This window comes from Pseudomonas sp. TH34 (assembly GCF_016650865.1).
GTDB lineage: Bacteria > Pseudomonadota > Gammaproteobacteria > Pseudomonadales > Pseudomonadaceae > Aquipseudomonas > Aquipseudomonas yamanorum.
Window position 1 is genome coordinate 546,389 of the sequence record NZ_JAEKFB010000035.1, and the last position, 17,706, is coordinate 564,094.

Here is a 17,706-nt window from a genome sequence, read left to right on the forward strand (position 1 = left end):
AATAATCGTGAACGCAGGCTACCACCCTCAGGCGTGCGCCGCCTCGCGCAAACGTTGCGGGTCGAGGATTTCGATCTCGCCATAGCCCAGGCGCACGATGCCCTGGCCTTGCAGGTCCTTGAGCAACGCATTGGTGGTCTGGCGCGACAGGCTCAACATCGCGGCCAGGTCTTCCTGGGGCAGTTGCAGTACGTGTCGGGCCTGCTCGATGTCGCCGTAGCCTTCGGCGATCATCAACAAGCGGTGCGCCACCCGCACCGACGCCGGCATCAGGCTCAATTGCTCGATATTGATAAAGGTCAGGCGCAGCTTCTGGCTCATCAACAGGGCCATGTCGCGCCAGTAACGCGGAGTCTCTTCGAGGATCTGCAGCAACGCCGGTTGCGGCACCTGCAACAACGTACAAGGCCCGACCGCGCAGGCGTCGTGGGTGCGGGGCAACCCGTCAAACAGGGAGATCTCGCCGAACCAGTACGGCAACTCCGCCAGGCTCAACACCGCCTCCTTGCCCTGCTCGTTCACCGCGCTGATGCGCAAGGAGCCTTCCAGCACCGCGTACAACCCACACGGCGGGTCGCCGCGCTTGAACAGGTATTGCCCCGCCGTCAGCTGCCGCAACCGGGCGCTGGTCAGCAAGCTATTCTGTAGATCATCAGGCAGATGGCTGTACCAGTGACCGGTGGCCAACCGTGGGTGCCATTTCTCTACATCCATGCGAACTCCGAAGATTGTCGGCCAGTTGACAGTGTGTCGCGGGCCTACAGGGCATGATCAAACATCCTACAGGAGGAACAACAATGAAAAGCCTCGTCGACCATCTCAGTCAATACGCCGCCTACCACCGCGACCCGCGCAACATCGCAAGCCACTTTATCGGCATCCCGCTGATTGTGGTGGCGGTGGCCGTGCTGCTGTCGCGCCCCGAATGGACGGTGGCCGGGCTCTGGCTGTCGCCTGCGGTGCTGCTGGCACTGTTCTCGGCGTGGTTCTATTTGCGTCTGGAGCTGGCACTTGGTGTGCTGATGACGGTGCTGATGGGCCTGTCGGTGTGGGCCGGGCATGTGCTGGCGGCGCAAAGCACGCTGGTGTGGCTGAGCAGCGGCATCGGCATGTTCGTGGTGGGCTGGGTGATCCAGTTTGTGGGGCATTACTACGAGGGGCGCAAGCCGGCATTTGTCGATGACGTGTCCGGGTTGATCGTGGGGCCGTTGTTTGTGGTGGCGGAGTTGGCGTTTCTGGTGGGGCTGCGGCATGACCTGAAGCGGCAGATTGAAGAGCGTTCGGGGCCGGTGGCCGTGCGGCACAAGAACGCCACGGCCTGACAAGCAACACAAGCTAAATGTGGGAGCTGGCTTGCCTGCGATGCTGGCACCTCGGTGTCTCAGGCATACCGAGGTGATGCTATCGCAGGCAAGCCAGCTCCCACAGGGGTTTTGCAGTGTTCTTAAGCTTTTTGCCAGACCTTGGGCTTGAAGAACAACGTCTCGCCCCGCGCCAGGCCGGTCAAGCTGTCGTGGTCTTTCACCACTTCTGCCTCGATCAACTCGCTCTGGCCTTCGACCTTCAGGGTCACCCGGGTGGTCGCGCCAAGCGGGCGAATATCACGCACTTCAGCCGCGTGGTGGTCCTCCAGCTCATGGCGCGACAGCGACACTTCATGCGGGCGGAACAGCACGTGCTTGTCTTCACCCAAGTGCAGACGATTCGAATCCCCAAGGAAGTGATAAACGAAATCGCTGGCCGGGTTTTCGTAGACTTCGCCCGGTGAGCCGATCTGCTCGATCACGCCCTTGTTCATCACCACGATGCGGTCCGCCACTTCCATGGCTTCTTCCTGGTCGTGGGTCACGAACACCGAGGTCAGGTTGATGTCTTCGTGCAGCCGCGCCAGCCAGCGGCGCAGTTCTTTACGGACCTTGGCATCCAGGGCACCGAACGGTTCATCCAGCAGCAGCACTTTAGGTTCTACCGCCAAAGCGCGGGCCAGGGCGATACGCTGGCGCTGGCCGCCGGAGAGTTGTTCCGGGTAGCGATCCGAGAGCCAATCGAGCTGCACCATGTTCAGCAACTCGTGGACTTTTACCGCGATCTGGCTTTCGGTCGGGCGCTGGTTTTTCGGTTTCATGCGCAGGCCGAACGCGACGTTGTCGAACACGGTCATGTGGCGGAACAGGGCGTAGTGCTGGAACACAAAGCCGACGTTGCGATCACGCACGTCGTGGCCGGAAACGTCTTCACCGTGGAACACAATGCTGCCGGCATCCGGGGTTTCGAGCCCGGCGATGATCCGCAGCAAGGTGGTCTTGCCGCAGCCGGACGGGCCCAGCAACGCCACCAGCTCGCCACTCTGGATGTCCAGGTTGATGCTGTTCAGGGCCTTGAAGGCGTTGAAATTCTTGCTGACATTACGGACTTCGATCGACATGACTTATTCCTCAGCCGCACCGGCGCGCAGGCGGTTAATACGGTTCTCGCTCCACTGCTTGAGCAGCAGGATGAAGAGCGCCAGGATCAGCAACAGGCTCGCGACGGCAAACGCGGCGACGTGGTTGTATTCGTTGTAGAGGATCTCGACGTGCAGCGGCAAGGTGTTGGTCACGCCGCGAATGTGGCCGGACACCACCGACACCGCACCGAACTCACCCATGGCCCGCGCGGTACACAGCACCACGCCGTAGATCAGGCCCCACTTGATGTTCGGCACGGTGACATGCCAGAACATCTGCCAACCGTTGGCGCCCAGCAGGCGCGCGGCCTCTTCTTCCTGGGTACCTTGTTCCTGCATCAGCGGGATCAACTCACGGGCCACGAATGGCACGGTGACGAAGATCGTCGCCAGCACGATGCCCGGCAAGGCGAACACGATCTGGATGTCATGGTCCTGCAGCCACGGGCCAAAGAAGCCCTGGGCGCCGAACATCAACACGTAGACCAAGCCGGCGATCACCGGCGAGACCGAGAACGGCAGGTCGATCAGGGTCACCAGGATACTTTTGCCACGGAACGAGTACTTGCTCACGCACCAGGCGGCGCTGACGCCGAACACCACGTTGAGCGGTACCGAAATCACCACGGCGATCACCGTGAGTTTCAGCGCCGACAGCGCGTCCGGCTCAAGGATCGCGGTGAAGAACGCACCCAGGCCATTCTTCAGGCCCTGGGACACCACGATAAACAGCGGTAGCAGCAAAAACAGGAAGAACACCAGCCAGCCAAGGCTGATCAGGATGCGTCGGGACACCGCGCTGCCACGACGGGCAGCGTTGGCCGAGGACGCGGCGGAAATAGACGATTGGGACATGTTCCGCGCCTCCTTATGGGTGTTCGATACGCCGCTGCAGCAAGTTGATCAGCAGCAGCAGGACAAAGGAAACCACCAGCATCAGCACACCGATGGATGTGGCGCCGTGGTAGTCGTATTGGTCGAGCTTGACCATGATCAGCAGCGGCAGGATCTCGGTTTTCATCGGCATGTTGCCGGCGATGAAGATCACCGAACCGTACTCACCGACACCTCGTGCAAACGCCAAGGCGAAGCCGGTCAACCAGGCAGGCAGCAGCGCCGGTACCAGGATGTAGCGGAACACTTGCAAGGGCTTGGCGCCAAGGCAGGCGGCCGCTTCTTCGATTTCCCTGGGGATATCGGCCAACACCGGCTGCACGGTACGCACCACGAATGGCAGAGTGACAAAGGTCAACGCCAGGGTAATACCCAAGGGGGTGTAGGCGATCTTGAAGCCCAGGTCGGCGGCGAACTGGCCTACCAGGCCGGTGGGCGTGTACAGCGCGGTGAGCGCGATACCGGCGACGGCGGTGGGCAGGGCGAACGGCAGGTCGATCATCGCATCGATGATCTTGCGCCCGGGGAAGGTATAGCGCACCAGCACCCAGGCCAGCAGGGTACCGATCACGCCGTTGATGATCGCGGCATACAACGCAGTGCCGAAGCTCAGTTTCAACGCCGCCAGCACACGGGGTGCGGAGATGATGTTCCAGAACTGATCCCAAGTGAGTTGAGCGGCGTGTACAAACATCGCCGCCAGGGGGATGAGTACGATCAGGCTGAGGTACACCACGGTGTAACCCAGCGTCAGCCCGAAGCCGGGTATGACGGGGGAGATACGACGCGACATAAGAGTCCTTGGTTAGCGGGTAGATACCACTGTAGGAGCGAGCTTCTGTGGGAGCTGGCTTGCCTGCGATGCCGGCACCCCGGTGTATCAGTTACACCGAGGTGATGCTATCGCGGGCAAGCCCGGCTCCCACAGAAAGCTGGCTCCTACAGTTTGATTTTGCTTACTGCGCCGAGTAAATCTGGTCGAACACGCCACCGTCATTGAAGAATTTCGGCTGGGCAGTTTTCCAGCCGCCGAAGTCTTTGTCGATAGTCACCAGGTCCAGTTTCGGGAACTGCTGGGCGTATTTGGCGGCGACTTTCTCATCGCGTGGGCGGTAGAAGTTCTTCGCCGCAATCTCCTGGCCAGCCGGGCTGTACAGGTGCTTGAGGTACTCGGTGGCAATCTCGGTATTGCCCTTTTTCTCGGCGTTCTTGTCGACCACGGCCACTGGCGGCTCGGCGAGGATCGACAGCGAAGGTACAACGATGTCGAACTTGTCGGCGCCGCCGTCTTCCTTCAGGGCCAGGAAGGCTTCGTTTTCCCAGGCCAGCAACACGTCACCCTGACCGTTGTTGACGAAGGTGATGGTCGAACCGCGAGCGCCGGTGTCGAGGATCGGCACGTGCTTGAACAGCTCTTTCACGTATTCCTGGGCCTTGGCTTCGCTGCCACCGGCTTTCAGGCCGTAGGCCCAGGCGGCGAGGAAGTTCCAGCGGGCGCCGCCGGAAGTTTTCGGGTTCGGGGTGATCACGGAAACGTCTTTCTTGATCAGGTCGCCCCAATCCTTGATGCCTTTAGGATTGCCCTTGCGCACCAGGAACACGATGGTCGAGGTGTACGGAGTGCTGGCGTCCGGCAGGCGGGTTTGCCAGTTTTCCGGCAGGGTCTTGCCCAGTTTTGCGATTTCGTCGATGTCACCGGCCAGGGCCAGGGTCACGACGTCGGCACGCAGGCCGTCGATCACCGCGCGGCCTTGCTTGCCCGAACCACCGTGGGATTGCTGGATCTTGACGTTGTCACCCGGGTGCTCTTTCTTCCAGAAGCTGGTGAATTCAGCGTTGTAGTCCTGGTAAAGCTCGCGGGTCGGGTCGTAAGACACGTTAAGCAGTTCGTAATCCTTGGCAACAGCGGAACCGGCAAACACGGCACTGGCCAGTGCTGCCAGGGCATAACGGCGAATCGACGACATAGAAGGCTCCTGAAATTCTGGGGTGTTGGCTTTTTTCTTATAGTTGCGGGTCTTGCAATCGAATCGCCGATCTTGCTCAGCTCGGTTTATTGCCCGGGTTCTGCAAACGGAATTTTTCTTTGCGTTCGATCTGTACTACCTGGGCGTTGTGCACAGTGATTTCCACCGCACCAAACCGCAGATCGCGCAGGGCGCTCTGGATCTCGCGCAAAATGGCTGCTTCGTCCTGGCCGTCAACGCTACGTAGAGATGCGCTCATGGTCGTGCTCCTGAAATGAGAAGTGCCTCGCAGTGGCGGCACTGCTTGCGGCGTGAGGGCGATAGTAGATAAGCGCGGATATTCTTAAAAATACTATTTAAGAATGTTTATATAACCAGAAAGAATTTTCTGGTGGGACGTGGGGTTGCGAGAGGTTTTGCGGGCCGACCCGTGAAATAAAGCCGTGTGGAGATCCAAATGTGGGAGCGGGCTTGCTCGCGAAGGCGGCGTGTCAGTCAATACATAGGTTGGCTGATCCACCGTATTCGCGAGCAAGCCCACTCCCACACTTGATCCTGTTTCAAATCGAGCCAGGCGGCGTTTAGCAAATTGTCGGCGCTCTATGCCAATCCAGCTCACTGGCCGGCATCGGCCGACCAAACCAGTACCCTTGGCCCAGGTCGCACTGTTGGTCCAACAGAAACCGCGCCTGATCGACCTGCTCGATGCCCTCGGCATGCACCTGCATGCCCATGCTCTGCGCCAACGCGATTACCACCCGCACAATCGCCGCATCGTCCTCATCCCACGGCAACCCGGCGACAAAGCCCTGATCGATCTTCAGCTTCTGCACCGGCAGCCGCTTGAGCCGCAGCAGCGATGAATAACCGGTGCCAAAGTCATCAATGGCCAGGCGAAGGCCCAACTCCCGCAGGCGGTGCATCTGCTCAAGGGCGACTTCCGGGTCTTCCATGACCGCGCTTTCGGTCACTTCCAACTCCAGAAATGCCGGATCCAGCCCGGTGTCGTGCAATACCTTGGCCACTTGGTCGTACAGCTCGCGCCGGGCAAACAGGCGACTGGACACATTCACCGCGAGAAACGTGAGCGGCGCGCCGTCGGCCAGCCACTGGCACATCTGGCGGCAAGCCTGGTCCATGACCCAGGCGTCGATATCGGCAATCAGCCCGGTACGCTCGGCAATCGGGATGAAATCTCCCGGCGGCACCAAACCGCGCTCCGGGTGCTGCCAGCGCACCAGGGCTTCGACGCCGATCAGGCGGCTGTTCTGCAGTTCGTGCACCGGCTGGTAATAGACCCGCAGTTCTTGCTGCTCCAGGGCGCGGCGCAGTTCGCCGGCCATTTCCACCCGGTGCTGGGCGTGGGCCGTGAGTTCTTCGGTGTACAAGGCGTAGCCTTCGCGGCCAGCGCTTTTGGCCTTGAACAACGCGGAGTCGGCGTTGCGCAGCAATTGCTCGGCGCTCAGGGCATCGCTGGGGAACAGGCTGATGCCGATGCTGGCGCTGATAAACAGTTGATGACCGTCGAAGATGAACGGCTCTTTCATCGCGTCGAGAATACGTTGTGCCAGCGCGGCAGCCTGGACCAGCTGTGGACAACTTTCCGCCAGCACCGCGAATTCGTCGCCGCCTAATCGTGCCAGGGTCACGCCGGGGCCGAACAGGCCTTGCAGGCGCTCGCCGACCGTCTTGAGCAACTGGTCGCCGACGTTATGGCCGAGGCTGTCGTTGATGATCTTGAAGTGGTCGAGGTCCAACAGCAGCAAGGCGCAGCCGCGTTTATGGGCCTGCGCCGACGCCAGGGCCTGTTCAGCGCGGTCGGTGAACAGCAGGCGGTTGGGCAGGTCGGTCAGCGGGTCGTGGTGGGCCAGGTGCGCCAACTCGTGCTCCGAGTGCTTGATGGCGCTGATGTCGGAGAACACCGCGACGTAGTGGCTGATCTGGCCCTGATCATCGCGGATCACCCGGATGGTCTGCCACTGGGGGTAGATTTCGCCGCTTTTTCGGCGGTTCCAGATTTCGCCGCTCCACTCACCGTCGCGCTCCAGGGTCTGGAACATGGCTTGGTAGAAACTGGCCGAGTGACGTCCGGACTTGAACAGGCTCGGCCGGTGGCCCAATACGTCTTCGCACTGGTAGCCGGTGATTTCGATAAAGGCCCGGTTTACGTGAACAATCAGCCCCTGGGCGTCAGTGACCAGCACACCTTCACGAGTGCAATCGAATACCGCAGCGGCCTGGCGCAGGCGCTCACGGTTTTCCCGCAGTGGCTGCTGGACCAGGTTCGCCCGGGCAAAACGGGCGCAGAGCAGGTAGATCACCAGGGCACTGAGGCTGACCCACACGTAACCGCGCATCTGAAGCCAGCGGCCCAGTTCCACGGGTTCATCGATAAAGTTGATCAATACCTGATGGCTGAGCTGAATCCACACAATCGAAACCAGCAGGTACACCAGCCCTGCACGCAGGGCACCTCGGTATGAAAACAGCATATGTTTAGTGATCCTTACTAAAAAACCAGATTCGCCCTACAAAGGTTACGGATTATAGAATAAGAAACATCCAGTCACTCCTATCTGAAAGGGCGGCTGGTTTTATCTGTAGGCTTAGTGATAATGCGCAAGCTGGTTTTTTCTTTATCTGAGGGCCATACAGCCTATGTGGTACAACGGTTTTCTTGACTTGTCGGCCTGGCAACTGGTGGCAGTCACTCTGTTGATGACCCACGTGACCATTGTCGGGGTCACGGTCTATCTGCACCGCTATTCAGCCCACCGCTCCCTGGAGCTCAATGCTGGCCTGAAACACTTCTTCCGCTTCTGGCTGTGGCTCACCACGGCGCAGAACACCCGCGAGTGGACCGCTATCCACCGTAAACACCACGCCAAGTGCGAAACCGTCGACGATCCCCACAGCCCGGTGATCAAGGGCCTGTCCACCGTGCTGCGCAAAGGCGCCGAGCTGTACCGCGCCGAGGCCGAAAACCCCGAGACCCTGCGCATCTACGGCAAGAACTGCCCGGAAGACTGGATCGAACGCAAGCTCTACACCCCCTACCCGCTGTTGGGCGTGGCGATCATGGGCGTGATCGACCTGCTACTGTTCGGCACCATCGGCATCACCATCTGGGCCATCCAGATGATGTGGATCCCGTTCTGGGCCGCCGGCGTGATCAACGGCCTGGGCCATGCCATCGGCTACCGCAACTTCGAATGCCGTGATGCGGCGACCAACCTGATTCCCTGGGGCATCATCGTTGGCGGCGAAGAACTGCATAACAACCACCACACCTATCCCAACTCCGCCAAACTGTCGGTGAAGAAATGGGAGTTCGACCTGGGCTGGGCCTGGATCAAAGTGTTCAGCTTCCTGCGCCTGGCCAAGGTGCAACGGGTCGCGCCGATCGCCCACCAGGTCGAAGGCAAGGGCCACCTGGACATGGACACCGCCATGGCGATCCTCAACAACCGCTTCCAGATCATGGCCCAGTACCGCAAGTTGGTGATTGGCCCGCTGGTCAAGCAGGAACTGGAGAAGGTCGATCACTCGGTGCGTCACCAATTCCATCGCGCCAAGCGCCTGCTGTCGCGGGAAACCAGCCTGCTGGATGACCGCCACCACGTGCGCATCCAAAGCATGCTGGAACACAGCCAGGCCCTGAAAGTGATCTATGAGAAGCGCCTGGCCCTGCAACAGATCTGGCTGAAAACCAGCACCAACGGCCACGACATGCTGGCGGCGATCAAGGAATGGGTACACGAGGCCGAAGCCAGCGGGATTCAATCCCTGCGGGACTTTGCCCATCAACTGAAGACCTATTCGCTGCGGCCTGCGGCGGTCTGATACGTACCATGGCGAGGGAGCAACTCCCTCGCCACCGGTTTTTGACGCCATATACCGGACGCGTCCTAATCACGCGCAATCGGCACTGATAACGGAACTTAGCTGCAAATTCCCCCTCTCAAACAACACTTCGCCATCCCGGCGGCCCTTGTTGTAACAGCTGCCCAACCCCGCGGCATGCCCAGAGAGAGTTGTGCCGATGGTCCCCGAAAAGACCTTCACCGACACCCCCGTCCACGACCAGCCACGACCGGCAGCCGCCGCTACGTTGCTGGCGCTGATGCATGCCCAAGGCGAAGTGGAACGCTTGAGTGAACGCGAGCAACTGCTGAGTTCACTGCTGGTCAGCGTGAATGCCGTGCTCTGGGCCATCGAGTGGGACACCCGCCGTGTGCTGTATGTCAGCCCGGCCTATGAGCGGGTTTTCGGACGTGCGGCAGGCATGCTGCTGGCCGACCATCGGGAATGGCGCAACAGCATTCACCCCGAAGACCTCGACTACGCCGAGCACAGCCTGGCCCAAGTGCTGCACAGCGGCGCCGTGGAAGACCGCGAGTACCGCATCATCACCGCCGACGGGCAGATCCGCTGGCTCAGCGACAAGTGCTACATCAGCCAGCAGGCCGAGCCCGGCCAACCCGTGATCGTGGTGGGCATGGCCGAGGACATCACTGAAAAGAAGCAGCTTGAGCTGGAACTCCATCGCCTGGCCACTACCGACGTGCTGACCCGCAGCAGCAACCGCCGGCACTTCTTCGAGTGCGCCCACCACGAGTTCGAACGCGCCTGTTTGCAAGGCACGCCTTTGGCGTTCCTGTTGCTGGACATTGATGACTTCAAAGTGGTCAACGACACCTACGGCCACCTGGAGGGCGATCAGGTGTTGCAGCGTATCGCCGAGAGCGGTCGAGGGGTTCTGCGCCGTGGCGACCTGTTCGGGCGCATTGGCGGCGAAGAATTCGCCGCTGTGCTGCCCGGTTGCGCACCGGAGATGGCAATGCAGGTGGCCCAACGCCTGGGGCACGAGATCGCACAACTGAGTTTCAGCCATGACGGTGAGAGCTACGCGGTCACCGTCAGCCAGGGCCTGGCCAGCCTGACAGCCGAGGATGCCAACGTGGACAGCCTGTTCGCCCGCGCCGACGCCGCGATGTACGAGGCCAAGCGCCAAGGCAAAAACCGCGTGCTCGTCGGCTGACGCTACACGATTACCTGTGGGAGCCGGGCTTGCCCGCGATGCAGGCACCTTGGTGGGTCAGTTGTACCGGGATGATGCTATCGCAGGCAAACCAGCTCCCACACTGGGCCCGCATCGCCTGCTAGGTTTTGCGCATACGCGTCAATTCCGGCAAACCCACCTTGAGCAAGCGTGCCGTCTTGCCTTTCGCCAATGCCTCGACGCCTTCATGCTCGGTCAGCCGCGCCAGCCGCGCCGCCAGGTTCACCACCAGCGCCTCCCGGGAATACACCCCACCTTCCAGCGAATATATCGCCGCGATCAACTGGCGCAACTCCAGCGGCAAGCGCCAGCGTGTGCGCAACGCCGAGCCATAGGCCGCGCCGAAGGTGTAGAGAGACTCGCCAATCGCTTCGTCATCCAGTTCGCCGCCACCCTGCAACCAGTCTTGCAGACACCGCAGCAAGGCCAGGTCGCCGAGGCGATGGAGGATGCCGGCGCTGTAGCAGCGCTCGTGATCAAGGTCGAGCATCCGCGCCAGGCTGCGGGCGTAATCGGCGGTGCGTTGGGAAAGCTGCCAGTAACGCTCGGCGTAATCCTTGAGGCCAGGGTCGCTCAGCACCACGTTGTGCTTGAGGGCCAGCCCCAGGATCAGGTTCATGCTCTGCCCGGCCGCCAGCTTGTGCAGGGCCATGGCCAGGGTTTGTACCGGCGAGCCGTGATACCCGGCGCTGTTGGCGGCGGCGATCAGCACAGCGGTGATTTGCGGGTCCACGCGCACCTGCTCCTCCAGACGCCTGAGGTCCAGGCCTTCCGGTTCCAGGCTATGTTGCACCGCGGCCTGCACGTCGACCCGCAGCGGGGCGCCGTCGGAGGCTTCGCGGCGGCGCTCCAGAAACACCGGCAAGGTCATGCCCGGCGCCAGGGCCGGGACTTCGCAATACACCGTCTCGCCTTCATTCAGCAGCAGGTCTTGCAGGCGCTGGGTCAGGCTTTCCATGTTCAGGGGTTTGGTCAGGTACGCCGTCGGCGCCAGGGGCAAGACTTCGTGCACGCTGGCGCTGTCGTTGCGGGTGCCCAGCAGGATAAACGGCAACAGCGGCGTGCGCCGTTGCTGGCGCACACTGCGCAACAGGCTCAGGCCATCGACGCCGGGCAGCTCCCAATCAGCGAGGATCAAGTCGTAGGGTTTGTCACGCAGCAGCTCGGCGGCTTGCTGGCCATCGGCGCACACATCCAGCCGTGCGTCACAGCGCACATTCAGCAACACCTGCTTGAGCAAATCCCGGGACCAAGGGTCGGCCTCGGCAATCAGCACACGGGGTACAGCAGGTAAATCAACAGCAGTCATCCAGCACGCTCCATCGGCAATACCAGCACCTTAGACAAAGGAGCCGCCCGGGTACAATGAACAACGGCTGAATACCGTTCATCGGGCACAAAAAAACCCGCCTAAGCGGGTTTTTTGTCGATCAGGTCAACTTTCGATCACAGCTCGGAGAAGCACTCTTCGATGATCGCCAGGCCTTTGTCCAACTGCTCGTCCGGCGAGGTCAGCGGAACCAGCACGCGCAACACGTTGCCATAGGTGCCGCAGGACAGCAGGATCAAGCCCTTGTCGCGAGCCTTGGCCACCACGGAAGCAACCGCAGCGGCGTTCGGCTTGTGGCTGTCGCCATCTTCGAACAGCTCGACCGCAATCATTGCGCCCAGCGCACGCACTTCGCCGATCACCGGGTACTTGGCCTGGATAGCTTTCAGGCCGGTCACCAGGCGCTCGCCGACAGCCTTGCAGCGGTCCAGCAGGTGCTCTTCTTCGAACACGTCCATCACGGCCAGGGCCGCAGCGCAAGCAATCGGGCTACCAGCGTAGGTGCCGCCCAGGCCACCTGGGGCGATGGCGTCCATGTATTCAGCCTTGCCGCATACGCCGGCCAGCGGGAAGCCGCCTGCGATGGATTTGGCGAAGGTGGTCAGGTCGGCGGCAACGCCCATCTGTTCCATGGCAAAGAAGGTACCGGTACGGCCGGCACCGGTTTGCACTTCGTCGGCGATCAGCAGGATGCCGTGCTTGTCGCACAGTTCGCGCAGGCGCGTCATGAACGATTTAGGCGCGACGTAGAAACCGCCTTCGCCCTGCACCGGCTCGATGATGATGGCAGCGATATCACGTGGCTCGGCATCGTTCTTGAAGATGCGTTCGATGCTGGCGATGGAGTCGTCATCGCTCACACCGTGCAGTTCGTTCGGGAACAGCGCGCGGAACACGCCACCTGGCATCAGGCCCATGCCGGCCGAGTACGGCACGACTTTGCCGGTGAGGCCCAGGGTCATCATGGTGCGACCATGGTAGGCACCGGTGAACGCGATCACGCCGGCACGGCCAGTGGCGGCACGGGCGATCTTCACGGCGTTCTCTACCGCTTCGGAACCGGTGGTGACCAGCAGGGTTTTCTTGGCGAAATCACCCGGGACCTTGGCGTTAACTTTTTCGCACAGCTCAACGTACGGCTCGTAGGCCAGTACCTGGAAGCAGGTGTGCGTCAGCTTGTTCAGCTGTTCGGTCACGGCCGCGATGATTTTCGGGTGCACGTGACCGGTGTTCAGCACGGCGATACCGCCGGCGAAGTCGATGAACTCGCGACCTTCAACGTCGGTCACGGTGGCGTTCTTCGCCGACTCGGCGAAGATCGGGTGAATCTGGCCAACACCGCGTGGTACAGCGGCTTCGCGGCGTTTCATCAGGGATGCGTTGGTCTTGCTCATAAAGTCCTCATTCGCCACTCATCGGGTGGCGTGGTCCAAGGAATACGTGGCGGGGAGGCAACTACGGCAGCATGCGATGATCGACTGCCACAGCTTTCCCGGCCACTACGAATAACGGTGTGAAACACGCAAAGGGACAGCGCTCTCGTGCCCTTTGCGTCTACTGCAAGCTCGCGCCGGGCTTAGATGCCCAGGCAGAGGTATTTGATTTCCAGGTAATCCTCGATCCCATACTTGGAACCTTCACGGCCCAGGCCCGAAGCCTTGATGCCGCCGAACGGCGCCACTTCGTTGGAGATCAACCCGGTGTTGACGCCAACCATGCCGTACTCCAGGGCTTCAGCCACACGGAATACACGGCCCAGGTCGCGGGCATAGAAGTAGGACGCCAGGCCGAACTCGGTGTCGTTGGACATCGCGATCACTTCGGCTTCGTCTTTGAAACGGAACAGCGGCGCCAGTGGGCCGAAGGTTTCTTCCTTGGCCACGGCAGCGTCTTTCGGCACGTTGACCAGGATGGTCGGCTCGAAGAAGTTGCCTTCCATCACCTTGCCGCCGGCCAACAGGGTCGCGCCTTTGCTCAGGGCATCAGCGATGTGTTCCTGAACCTTGGCCACGGCCTTCTCGTCGATCAGCGGACCGGTGGTGGTGCCTTCTTCCAGACCGTTGCCGATCTTCAGCTTGGCCACCGCCACTTTCAGTTTCTCGGCGAACGCGTCGTACACCGAATCCTGAATGTACAGACGGTTGGCGCAGACGCAGGTCTGACCGTTGTTGCGGTACTTGGAAATGATCGCGCCTTCGACGGCCTTATCCAGGTCTGCATCGTCAAACACGATGAACGGCGCGTTGCCGCCCAGTTCCAGGGAGACTTTCTTGATGTCCTTGGCGCATTCGGCCATCAGCTGGCGACCGATTTCGGTGGAGCCGGTGAAGGACAATTTACGCACGATCGGGTTGCTGGTCAGCTCGCTGCCGATATCGCCGGCGCTGCCGGAAACCACGCTGAACACGCCTTTCGGAATGCCGGCACGCTGGGCCAGTTCGGCCAGGGCGAACGCGGAGAACGGGGTTTGCGATGCAGGCTTGAGCACCATGGTGCAACCAGCTGCCAAGGCCGGGCCGGCTTTACGGGTGATCATCGCGGCCGGGAAGTTCCACGGCGTGATGGCAGCGGTAACGCCGATCGGTTGCTTGATCACGATCAGACGCTTGTCCGGCTGGTGGCCGGGGATCACATCACCGTAGACGCGCTTGGCTTCTTCGGCGAACCACTCGATGAACGAAGCGGCGTAAACGATTTCGCCCTTGGCTTCGGCCAGCGGCTTGCCTTGCTCCAGGGTCATCAGGCGAGCCAGGTCGTCCTGGTTCTCGATAATCAGCTCGAACCAGCGACGCAGCTTGTTGGCGCGGTCCTTGGCGGTGAGTGCACGCCAGGCCGGCAGGGCCTTGTCAGCTGCTTCAATGGCGCGACGGGTTTCGGCGGCGCCCATTTTTGGCACGGTACCGAGGATTTCGCCGGTAGCGGGGTTGTTGACCTTGATCGTTTGACCGTTGTCCGCATCGACCCAAGCGCCATCAATGAAGGCTTGCTGGCGGAACAACTGGGTGTCTTTGAGCTGCATGTCGGCTTTCCTTAACAGCACCGCGCACGCGCGGAGCGAATTAGAGTTGTTGAAAGGCGCCTTGAGGGCTGCCGTCAGGGAAATCATTCACTGGGCGCAAGCACGTAAATAGCGCACGAAAGGACAAATGTGCGGTTCAGCACCCAGGCAGGAGCGTTTGAAATCTCAAACGAATCCTAGGATCAATGGGGGTGCAGGGCAATAGTCTGTTCGAAAAAAAGAACGAAAACGGCGCATTTGCTCCATTTTTCTGATCAGCGTGTTTCAGGCGAGTTCAACCGTATTGCGCCGAGACGCCCGGCACAGGGCGCCAGCAGCGCGTATTCCTACTGGCGGCCGGGCGAAAAGCGGCATGGACGCCCAAGGTCGACATGGGTATGATGTCGCCCGCACAAGCATCCGTAGCTCAGCTGGATAGAGTACTGCCCTCCGAAGGCAGGGGTCGTGGGTTCGAATCCCGCCGGGTGCACCAGATACAGATGAAAAAGCCCCAGGTCGAAAGGCCTGGGGCTTTTTTGTGGGCGCAAGATAAGGAAGAAGATGCAAATAAAGTAACAGTTTTATGGCTGACCATAAGTTTCTCGACCAGCAAAGTGAAAGCCCGAGTGACGCCACACATCGAAGGGCGGGCGCTTGTATCGATTTCAAGCAGGAGGGACTTGCACATGCCTAAAGTGATGCACCAATGATCCAGGGTTACCCTAAACCTTGGCAGAGCTACCAGGACCAACTTGAGATATTGATAGCTCGCGGAATGATCGTTACTGAGCGATCTAAAGCCTTGGAGTATCTGGAGCGCATTGGCTATTACCGCCTCAGCGGCTACTGGTTCGCCTTTCGTGAGCGCACCGAGCTGTGCTGCCCACTTATTCAGCACAAAAATCAGAAGCCGAGCAAAACCAAACCGGGGCGGCTCCCTCCAGACACTTTCAAACCCGGTACTACCTTCCAAAACGCAGTCGATCTTTATGTGTTTGATAAAAAACTTCGCCTGTTGACCATGGACGCCTTGGAACGTATCGAAATCGCATTGCGAGTGGACATATCCCACGGGCTGGGCAAGCACGAAAAGTTTGCGTATCTAAAACCTGAGCTCTTCCATGAAAGTTTTTCTACCCAAATCGACGGGAAAACAGGGCTCACCAAACATCATGCCTGGGTAGGCAAACACGCCGCATTGATCAGCCGCTCGAACGAAGACTTTATCCGTCATAACAAGGAAAAATACGGCCTTCCGTTGGCGGTTTGGGTGGCTTGCGAGATTTGGGACTTCGGCACGTTGTCGACCCTTTATGCTGGCATGACTGAGGCGGATCAAGATGCCATATCTCAAGAGTACGGAATCAGCAATGGCAGGGTCTTCGCCAGCTGGCTGCGCAGCCTGAACTACCTGCGAAACGTATGCGCCCATCACAGTCGCCTGTGGAATCGGAACATCGTTGATCAGCCAAAACTGCCACCTGAGGAACAGGCTCCTGCATTGGCCGCATTCCATGATGATGCACACCGACGCGCGCGGCCTTTTATGCTCTTGTGTATCACCCACCACTTGATGAAGGTCATCAATCCGTCATCAAGCTGGGGACGACGGCTGAAAGCACTATTGGAGAATGACTTTCCAGACTTGTCCCACCTTGATCTTAATTTGGAGGGCATGGGAGTGGATCACCACTGGCAGGAGCGCGATTGGTAATCGAAAAAATCAAGGCAATAAAAAACCCCTGAGCAATTGCTGCACCGAAGCGCATCAACCGACAGGGGCCGTGTTGCGGATGATTATAAAGGCCGGAAGTTTCTCGTCAACCGCCAGCTGGCGACCTCCACCTCAAGGATTTTTCAACGCCTCCAACCGCGCCGGCAGATCCTCGTTGGGAAAGCGCTTATGCAACTCCAGCAGCTTCTCATCCGCCGCCTTCGTCTCTCCTGCCTGCCGCAACCGCAGGATTTCCTGCAGCCCTTGCTCCAATGGCGGCAGCACAACAGCCTCGCGCTTGCTCATCTTCGCCACCGGCTCATCCGCCAGCGAACCCGCGACTTCTGCCTGCACCTGCGGTGCGCTATCGGCCTGCGGAGCCACGGAGAATCGAGCCATCGGCGCTGCTGCCGGGGCCGGACGGGCCAGTTCTTGCGGAGCAGCCGCGTAAGTGCCTGTGGATAACTCCGGATGCGGCACCGGCGAGCGCGTGACCAAACCAATCATCAGGGCCACACCCGCGACGGTGGCAAATGCCATCTGCCAGCGCGGCCGTTGGCAGGCCTGCAACCAGCGTTGCCACAGGCCGGGTTGCCGCACGGGCGCTTCGCGGTGGGCGGTGGCCAAGATGAAGGCGTCCAGGGAAGCCGGCGGCTCGCCGCGGGTGTGTTGACGGAAATGCTCGATCAGCAGGTCGTCGTTCGAGTCCTGGGTATGTCGGGAGTCAGTCATGCGGGTACCTCCTCGGCCAGCAGTCGGCGCAGTTTCTGCTGGGCGTAACGCAAGCGGCTTTTTACCGTTTCCAGTGGGGCGCCGGTGAGCGCGGCGATTTGTGGCACTTCCAGCTCGCCATGCAGGCGCAGTAGGAACACTTCGCGCTGGTCTTCGGGCAAGTCTTGCAGTGCACTGTCCAGGCGCGCCTGGTCGCGGCTCAGGCTCAGCAGTTGCTCGGGCCCGGCGCTGTCGTCGGGCTGGCCGTGAAGCTGCTCATCGTAGCTGTCGTGCAGCGGGTTGTGGATGCCGTGTTTGCGCCAGTGGTCGATCAGGCGGTTGCGGGCAATCTGGAATAACCAGGTGCGAAAACTCGCCCGGCCCTGTAGCTCGCTGGTGCTGCGGATCAGGCTGAGCCAGGTGTCCTGAAACACTTCCTCGGCCAGTTCGGCCTTGTTGCTCAAGGACACGAGAAAACGGTACAGGCCCTGTCGATGCCGCGCGTACAGGGCTTCGAACGCTGCACCGTCGCCGCTGCGGTAGCGGGACAGCAGGGCTTCGTCGCTGGGTGAATCCATCAGGTG

At 60.5% G+C, this 17,706-nt stretch carries 16 protein-coding genes and 1 tRNA gene; 5 read left to right on the top strand and 12 right to left on the bottom strand.

Annotated elements, in window-relative coordinates; all coding sequences use genetic code 11:
• Window positions 1-27: 27 nt before the first annotated feature.
• Window positions 28-714: a Crp/Fnr family transcriptional regulator gene (locus JFU58_RS31755; RefSeq protein WP_093203019.1), complete on the bottom strand. Its 687-nt coding sequence runs from the start codon at window positions 712-714 to the stop codon at window positions 28-30.
• A gap of 83 nt (window positions 715-797) precedes the next feature.
• Between JFU58_RS31755 and JFU58_RS31760 the strand changes: the two genes are divergently transcribed.
• The gene (locus tag JFU58_RS31760; protein WP_063033632.1) at window positions 798-1,322 is read left to right on the top strand and encodes an Mpo1 family 2-hydroxy fatty acid dioxygenase; all 525 of its coding nucleotides are present in this window, start codon (window positions 798-800) and stop codon (window positions 1,320-1,322) included.
• Between the two features lie 122 nt (window positions 1,323-1,444).
• Here the strand turns inward: JFU58_RS31760 and JFU58_RS31765 are convergent, their stop codons facing one another.
• The 6 genes from JFU58_RS31765 to dibA form a co-directional block, all read right to left on the bottom strand.
• The gene (locus JFU58_RS31765) at window positions 1,445-2,425 is read right to left on the bottom strand and encodes a sulfate/molybdate ABC transporter ATP-binding protein (protein ID WP_063033633.1); all 981 of its coding nucleotides are present in this window, start codon (window positions 2,423-2,425) and stop codon (window positions 1,445-1,447) included.
• Between the two features lie 3 nt (window positions 2,426-2,428).
• Window positions 2,429-3,301 (bottom strand): sulfate ABC transporter permease subunit CysW, encoded by an 873-nt coding sequence (cysW, locus tag JFU58_RS31770; RefSeq protein WP_017478064.1) that lies wholly within the window; start codon window positions 3,299-3,301, stop codon window positions 2,429-2,431.
• Between the two features lie 13 nt (window positions 3,302-3,314).
• Window positions 3,315-4,133: a sulfate ABC transporter permease subunit CysT gene (gene cysT / locus JFU58_RS31775; protein ID WP_003218141.1), complete on the bottom strand. Its 819-nt coding sequence runs from the start codon at window positions 4,131-4,133 to the stop codon at window positions 3,315-3,317.
• Between the two features lie 163 nt (window positions 4,134-4,296).
• On the bottom strand, window positions 4,297-5,307 hold the full coding sequence (locus tag JFU58_RS31780) for a sulfate ABC transporter substrate-binding protein (protein WP_201143088.1): 1,011 nt from the start codon (window positions 5,305-5,307) through the stop codon (window positions 4,297-4,299).
• Window positions 5,308-5,383: 76 nt separating this feature from the next.
• On the bottom strand, window positions 5,384-5,566 hold the full coding sequence (gene oscA / locus JFU58_RS31785; protein WP_003170956.1) for a sulfur starvation response protein OscA: 183 nt from the start codon (window positions 5,564-5,566) through the stop codon (window positions 5,384-5,386).
• Window positions 5,567-5,888: 322 nt separating this feature from the next.
• Window positions 5,889-7,799, bottom strand: coding sequence for a phosphodiesterase DibA (gene dibA, locus JFU58_RS31790; RefSeq protein WP_063033634.1), 1,911 nt, complete (start codon window positions 7,797-7,799; stop codon window positions 5,889-5,891).
• Between the two features lie 166 nt (window positions 7,800-7,965).
• Between dibA and desA the strand changes: the two genes are divergently transcribed.
• Both desA and JFU58_RS31800 read left to right on the top strand, forming a co-directional pair.
• On the top strand, window positions 7,966-9,150 hold the full coding sequence (gene desA / locus JFU58_RS31795; protein WP_017478062.1) for a delta-9 fatty acid desaturase DesA: 1,185 nt from the start codon (window positions 7,966-7,968) through the stop codon (window positions 9,148-9,150).
• A gap of 199 nt (window positions 9,151-9,349) precedes the next feature.
• Window positions 9,350-10,348: a sensor domain-containing diguanylate cyclase gene (locus JFU58_RS31800; protein ID WP_063033635.1), complete on the top strand. Its 999-nt coding sequence runs from the start codon at window positions 9,350-9,352 to the stop codon at window positions 10,346-10,348.
• 121 nt (window positions 10,349-10,469) lie between these two features.
• On the opposite strand, the gene JFU58_RS31805 is transcribed toward JFU58_RS31800, so the two are convergent.
• From JFU58_RS31805 to gabD, 3 genes are all read right to left on the bottom strand, one after another.
• Window positions 10,470-11,678, bottom strand: a complete 1,209-nt coding sequence (locus tag JFU58_RS31805) for an HDOD domain-containing protein (protein WP_201143089.1) — start codon at window positions 11,676-11,678, stop codon at window positions 10,470-10,472.
• A 137-nt stretch (window positions 11,679-11,815) separates the two neighbouring features.
• On the bottom strand, window positions 11,816-13,093 hold the full coding sequence (gabT, locus tag JFU58_RS31810) for a 4-aminobutyrate--2-oxoglutarate transaminase (RefSeq protein ID WP_201143090.1): 1,278 nt from the start codon (window positions 13,091-13,093) through the stop codon (window positions 11,816-11,818).
• Window positions 13,094-13,275: 182 nt separating this feature from the next.
• Entirely contained in the window at window positions 13,276-14,718 is a 1,443-nt protein-coding gene (gabD, locus tag JFU58_RS31815; RefSeq protein WP_003218155.1) for an NADP-dependent succinate-semialdehyde dehydrogenase, read from the bottom strand.
• A 395-nt stretch (window positions 14,719-15,113) separates the two neighbouring features.
• Between gabD and JFU58_RS31820 the strand changes: the two genes are divergently transcribed.
• Window positions 15,114-15,190, top strand: a tRNA-Arg gene (locus tag JFU58_RS31820).
• Between the two features lie 213 nt (window positions 15,191-15,403).
• Complete coding sequence (locus JFU58_RS31825) at window positions 15,404-16,411, top strand: Abi family protein (RefSeq protein WP_201143091.1); 1,008 nt, start codon at window positions 15,404-15,406, stop codon at window positions 16,409-16,411.
• A gap of 132 nt (window positions 16,412-16,543) precedes the next feature.
• On the opposite strand, the gene JFU58_RS31830 is transcribed toward JFU58_RS31825, so the two are convergent.
• Together JFU58_RS31830 and JFU58_RS31835 are read right to left on the bottom strand one after the other, a co-directional pair.
• Window positions 16,544-17,143, bottom strand: coding sequence for a hypothetical protein (locus JFU58_RS31830; protein WP_201143092.1), 600 nt, complete (start codon window positions 17,141-17,143; stop codon window positions 16,544-16,546).
• Window positions 17,140-17,700, bottom strand: a complete 561-nt coding sequence (locus JFU58_RS31835; protein ID WP_063033641.1) for an RNA polymerase sigma factor — start codon at window positions 17,698-17,700, stop codon at window positions 17,140-17,142. The genes JFU58_RS31830 and JFU58_RS31835 overlap by 4 nt, the downstream gene beginning before the upstream one ends.
• Window positions 17,701-17,706: the final 6 nt, after the last annotated feature.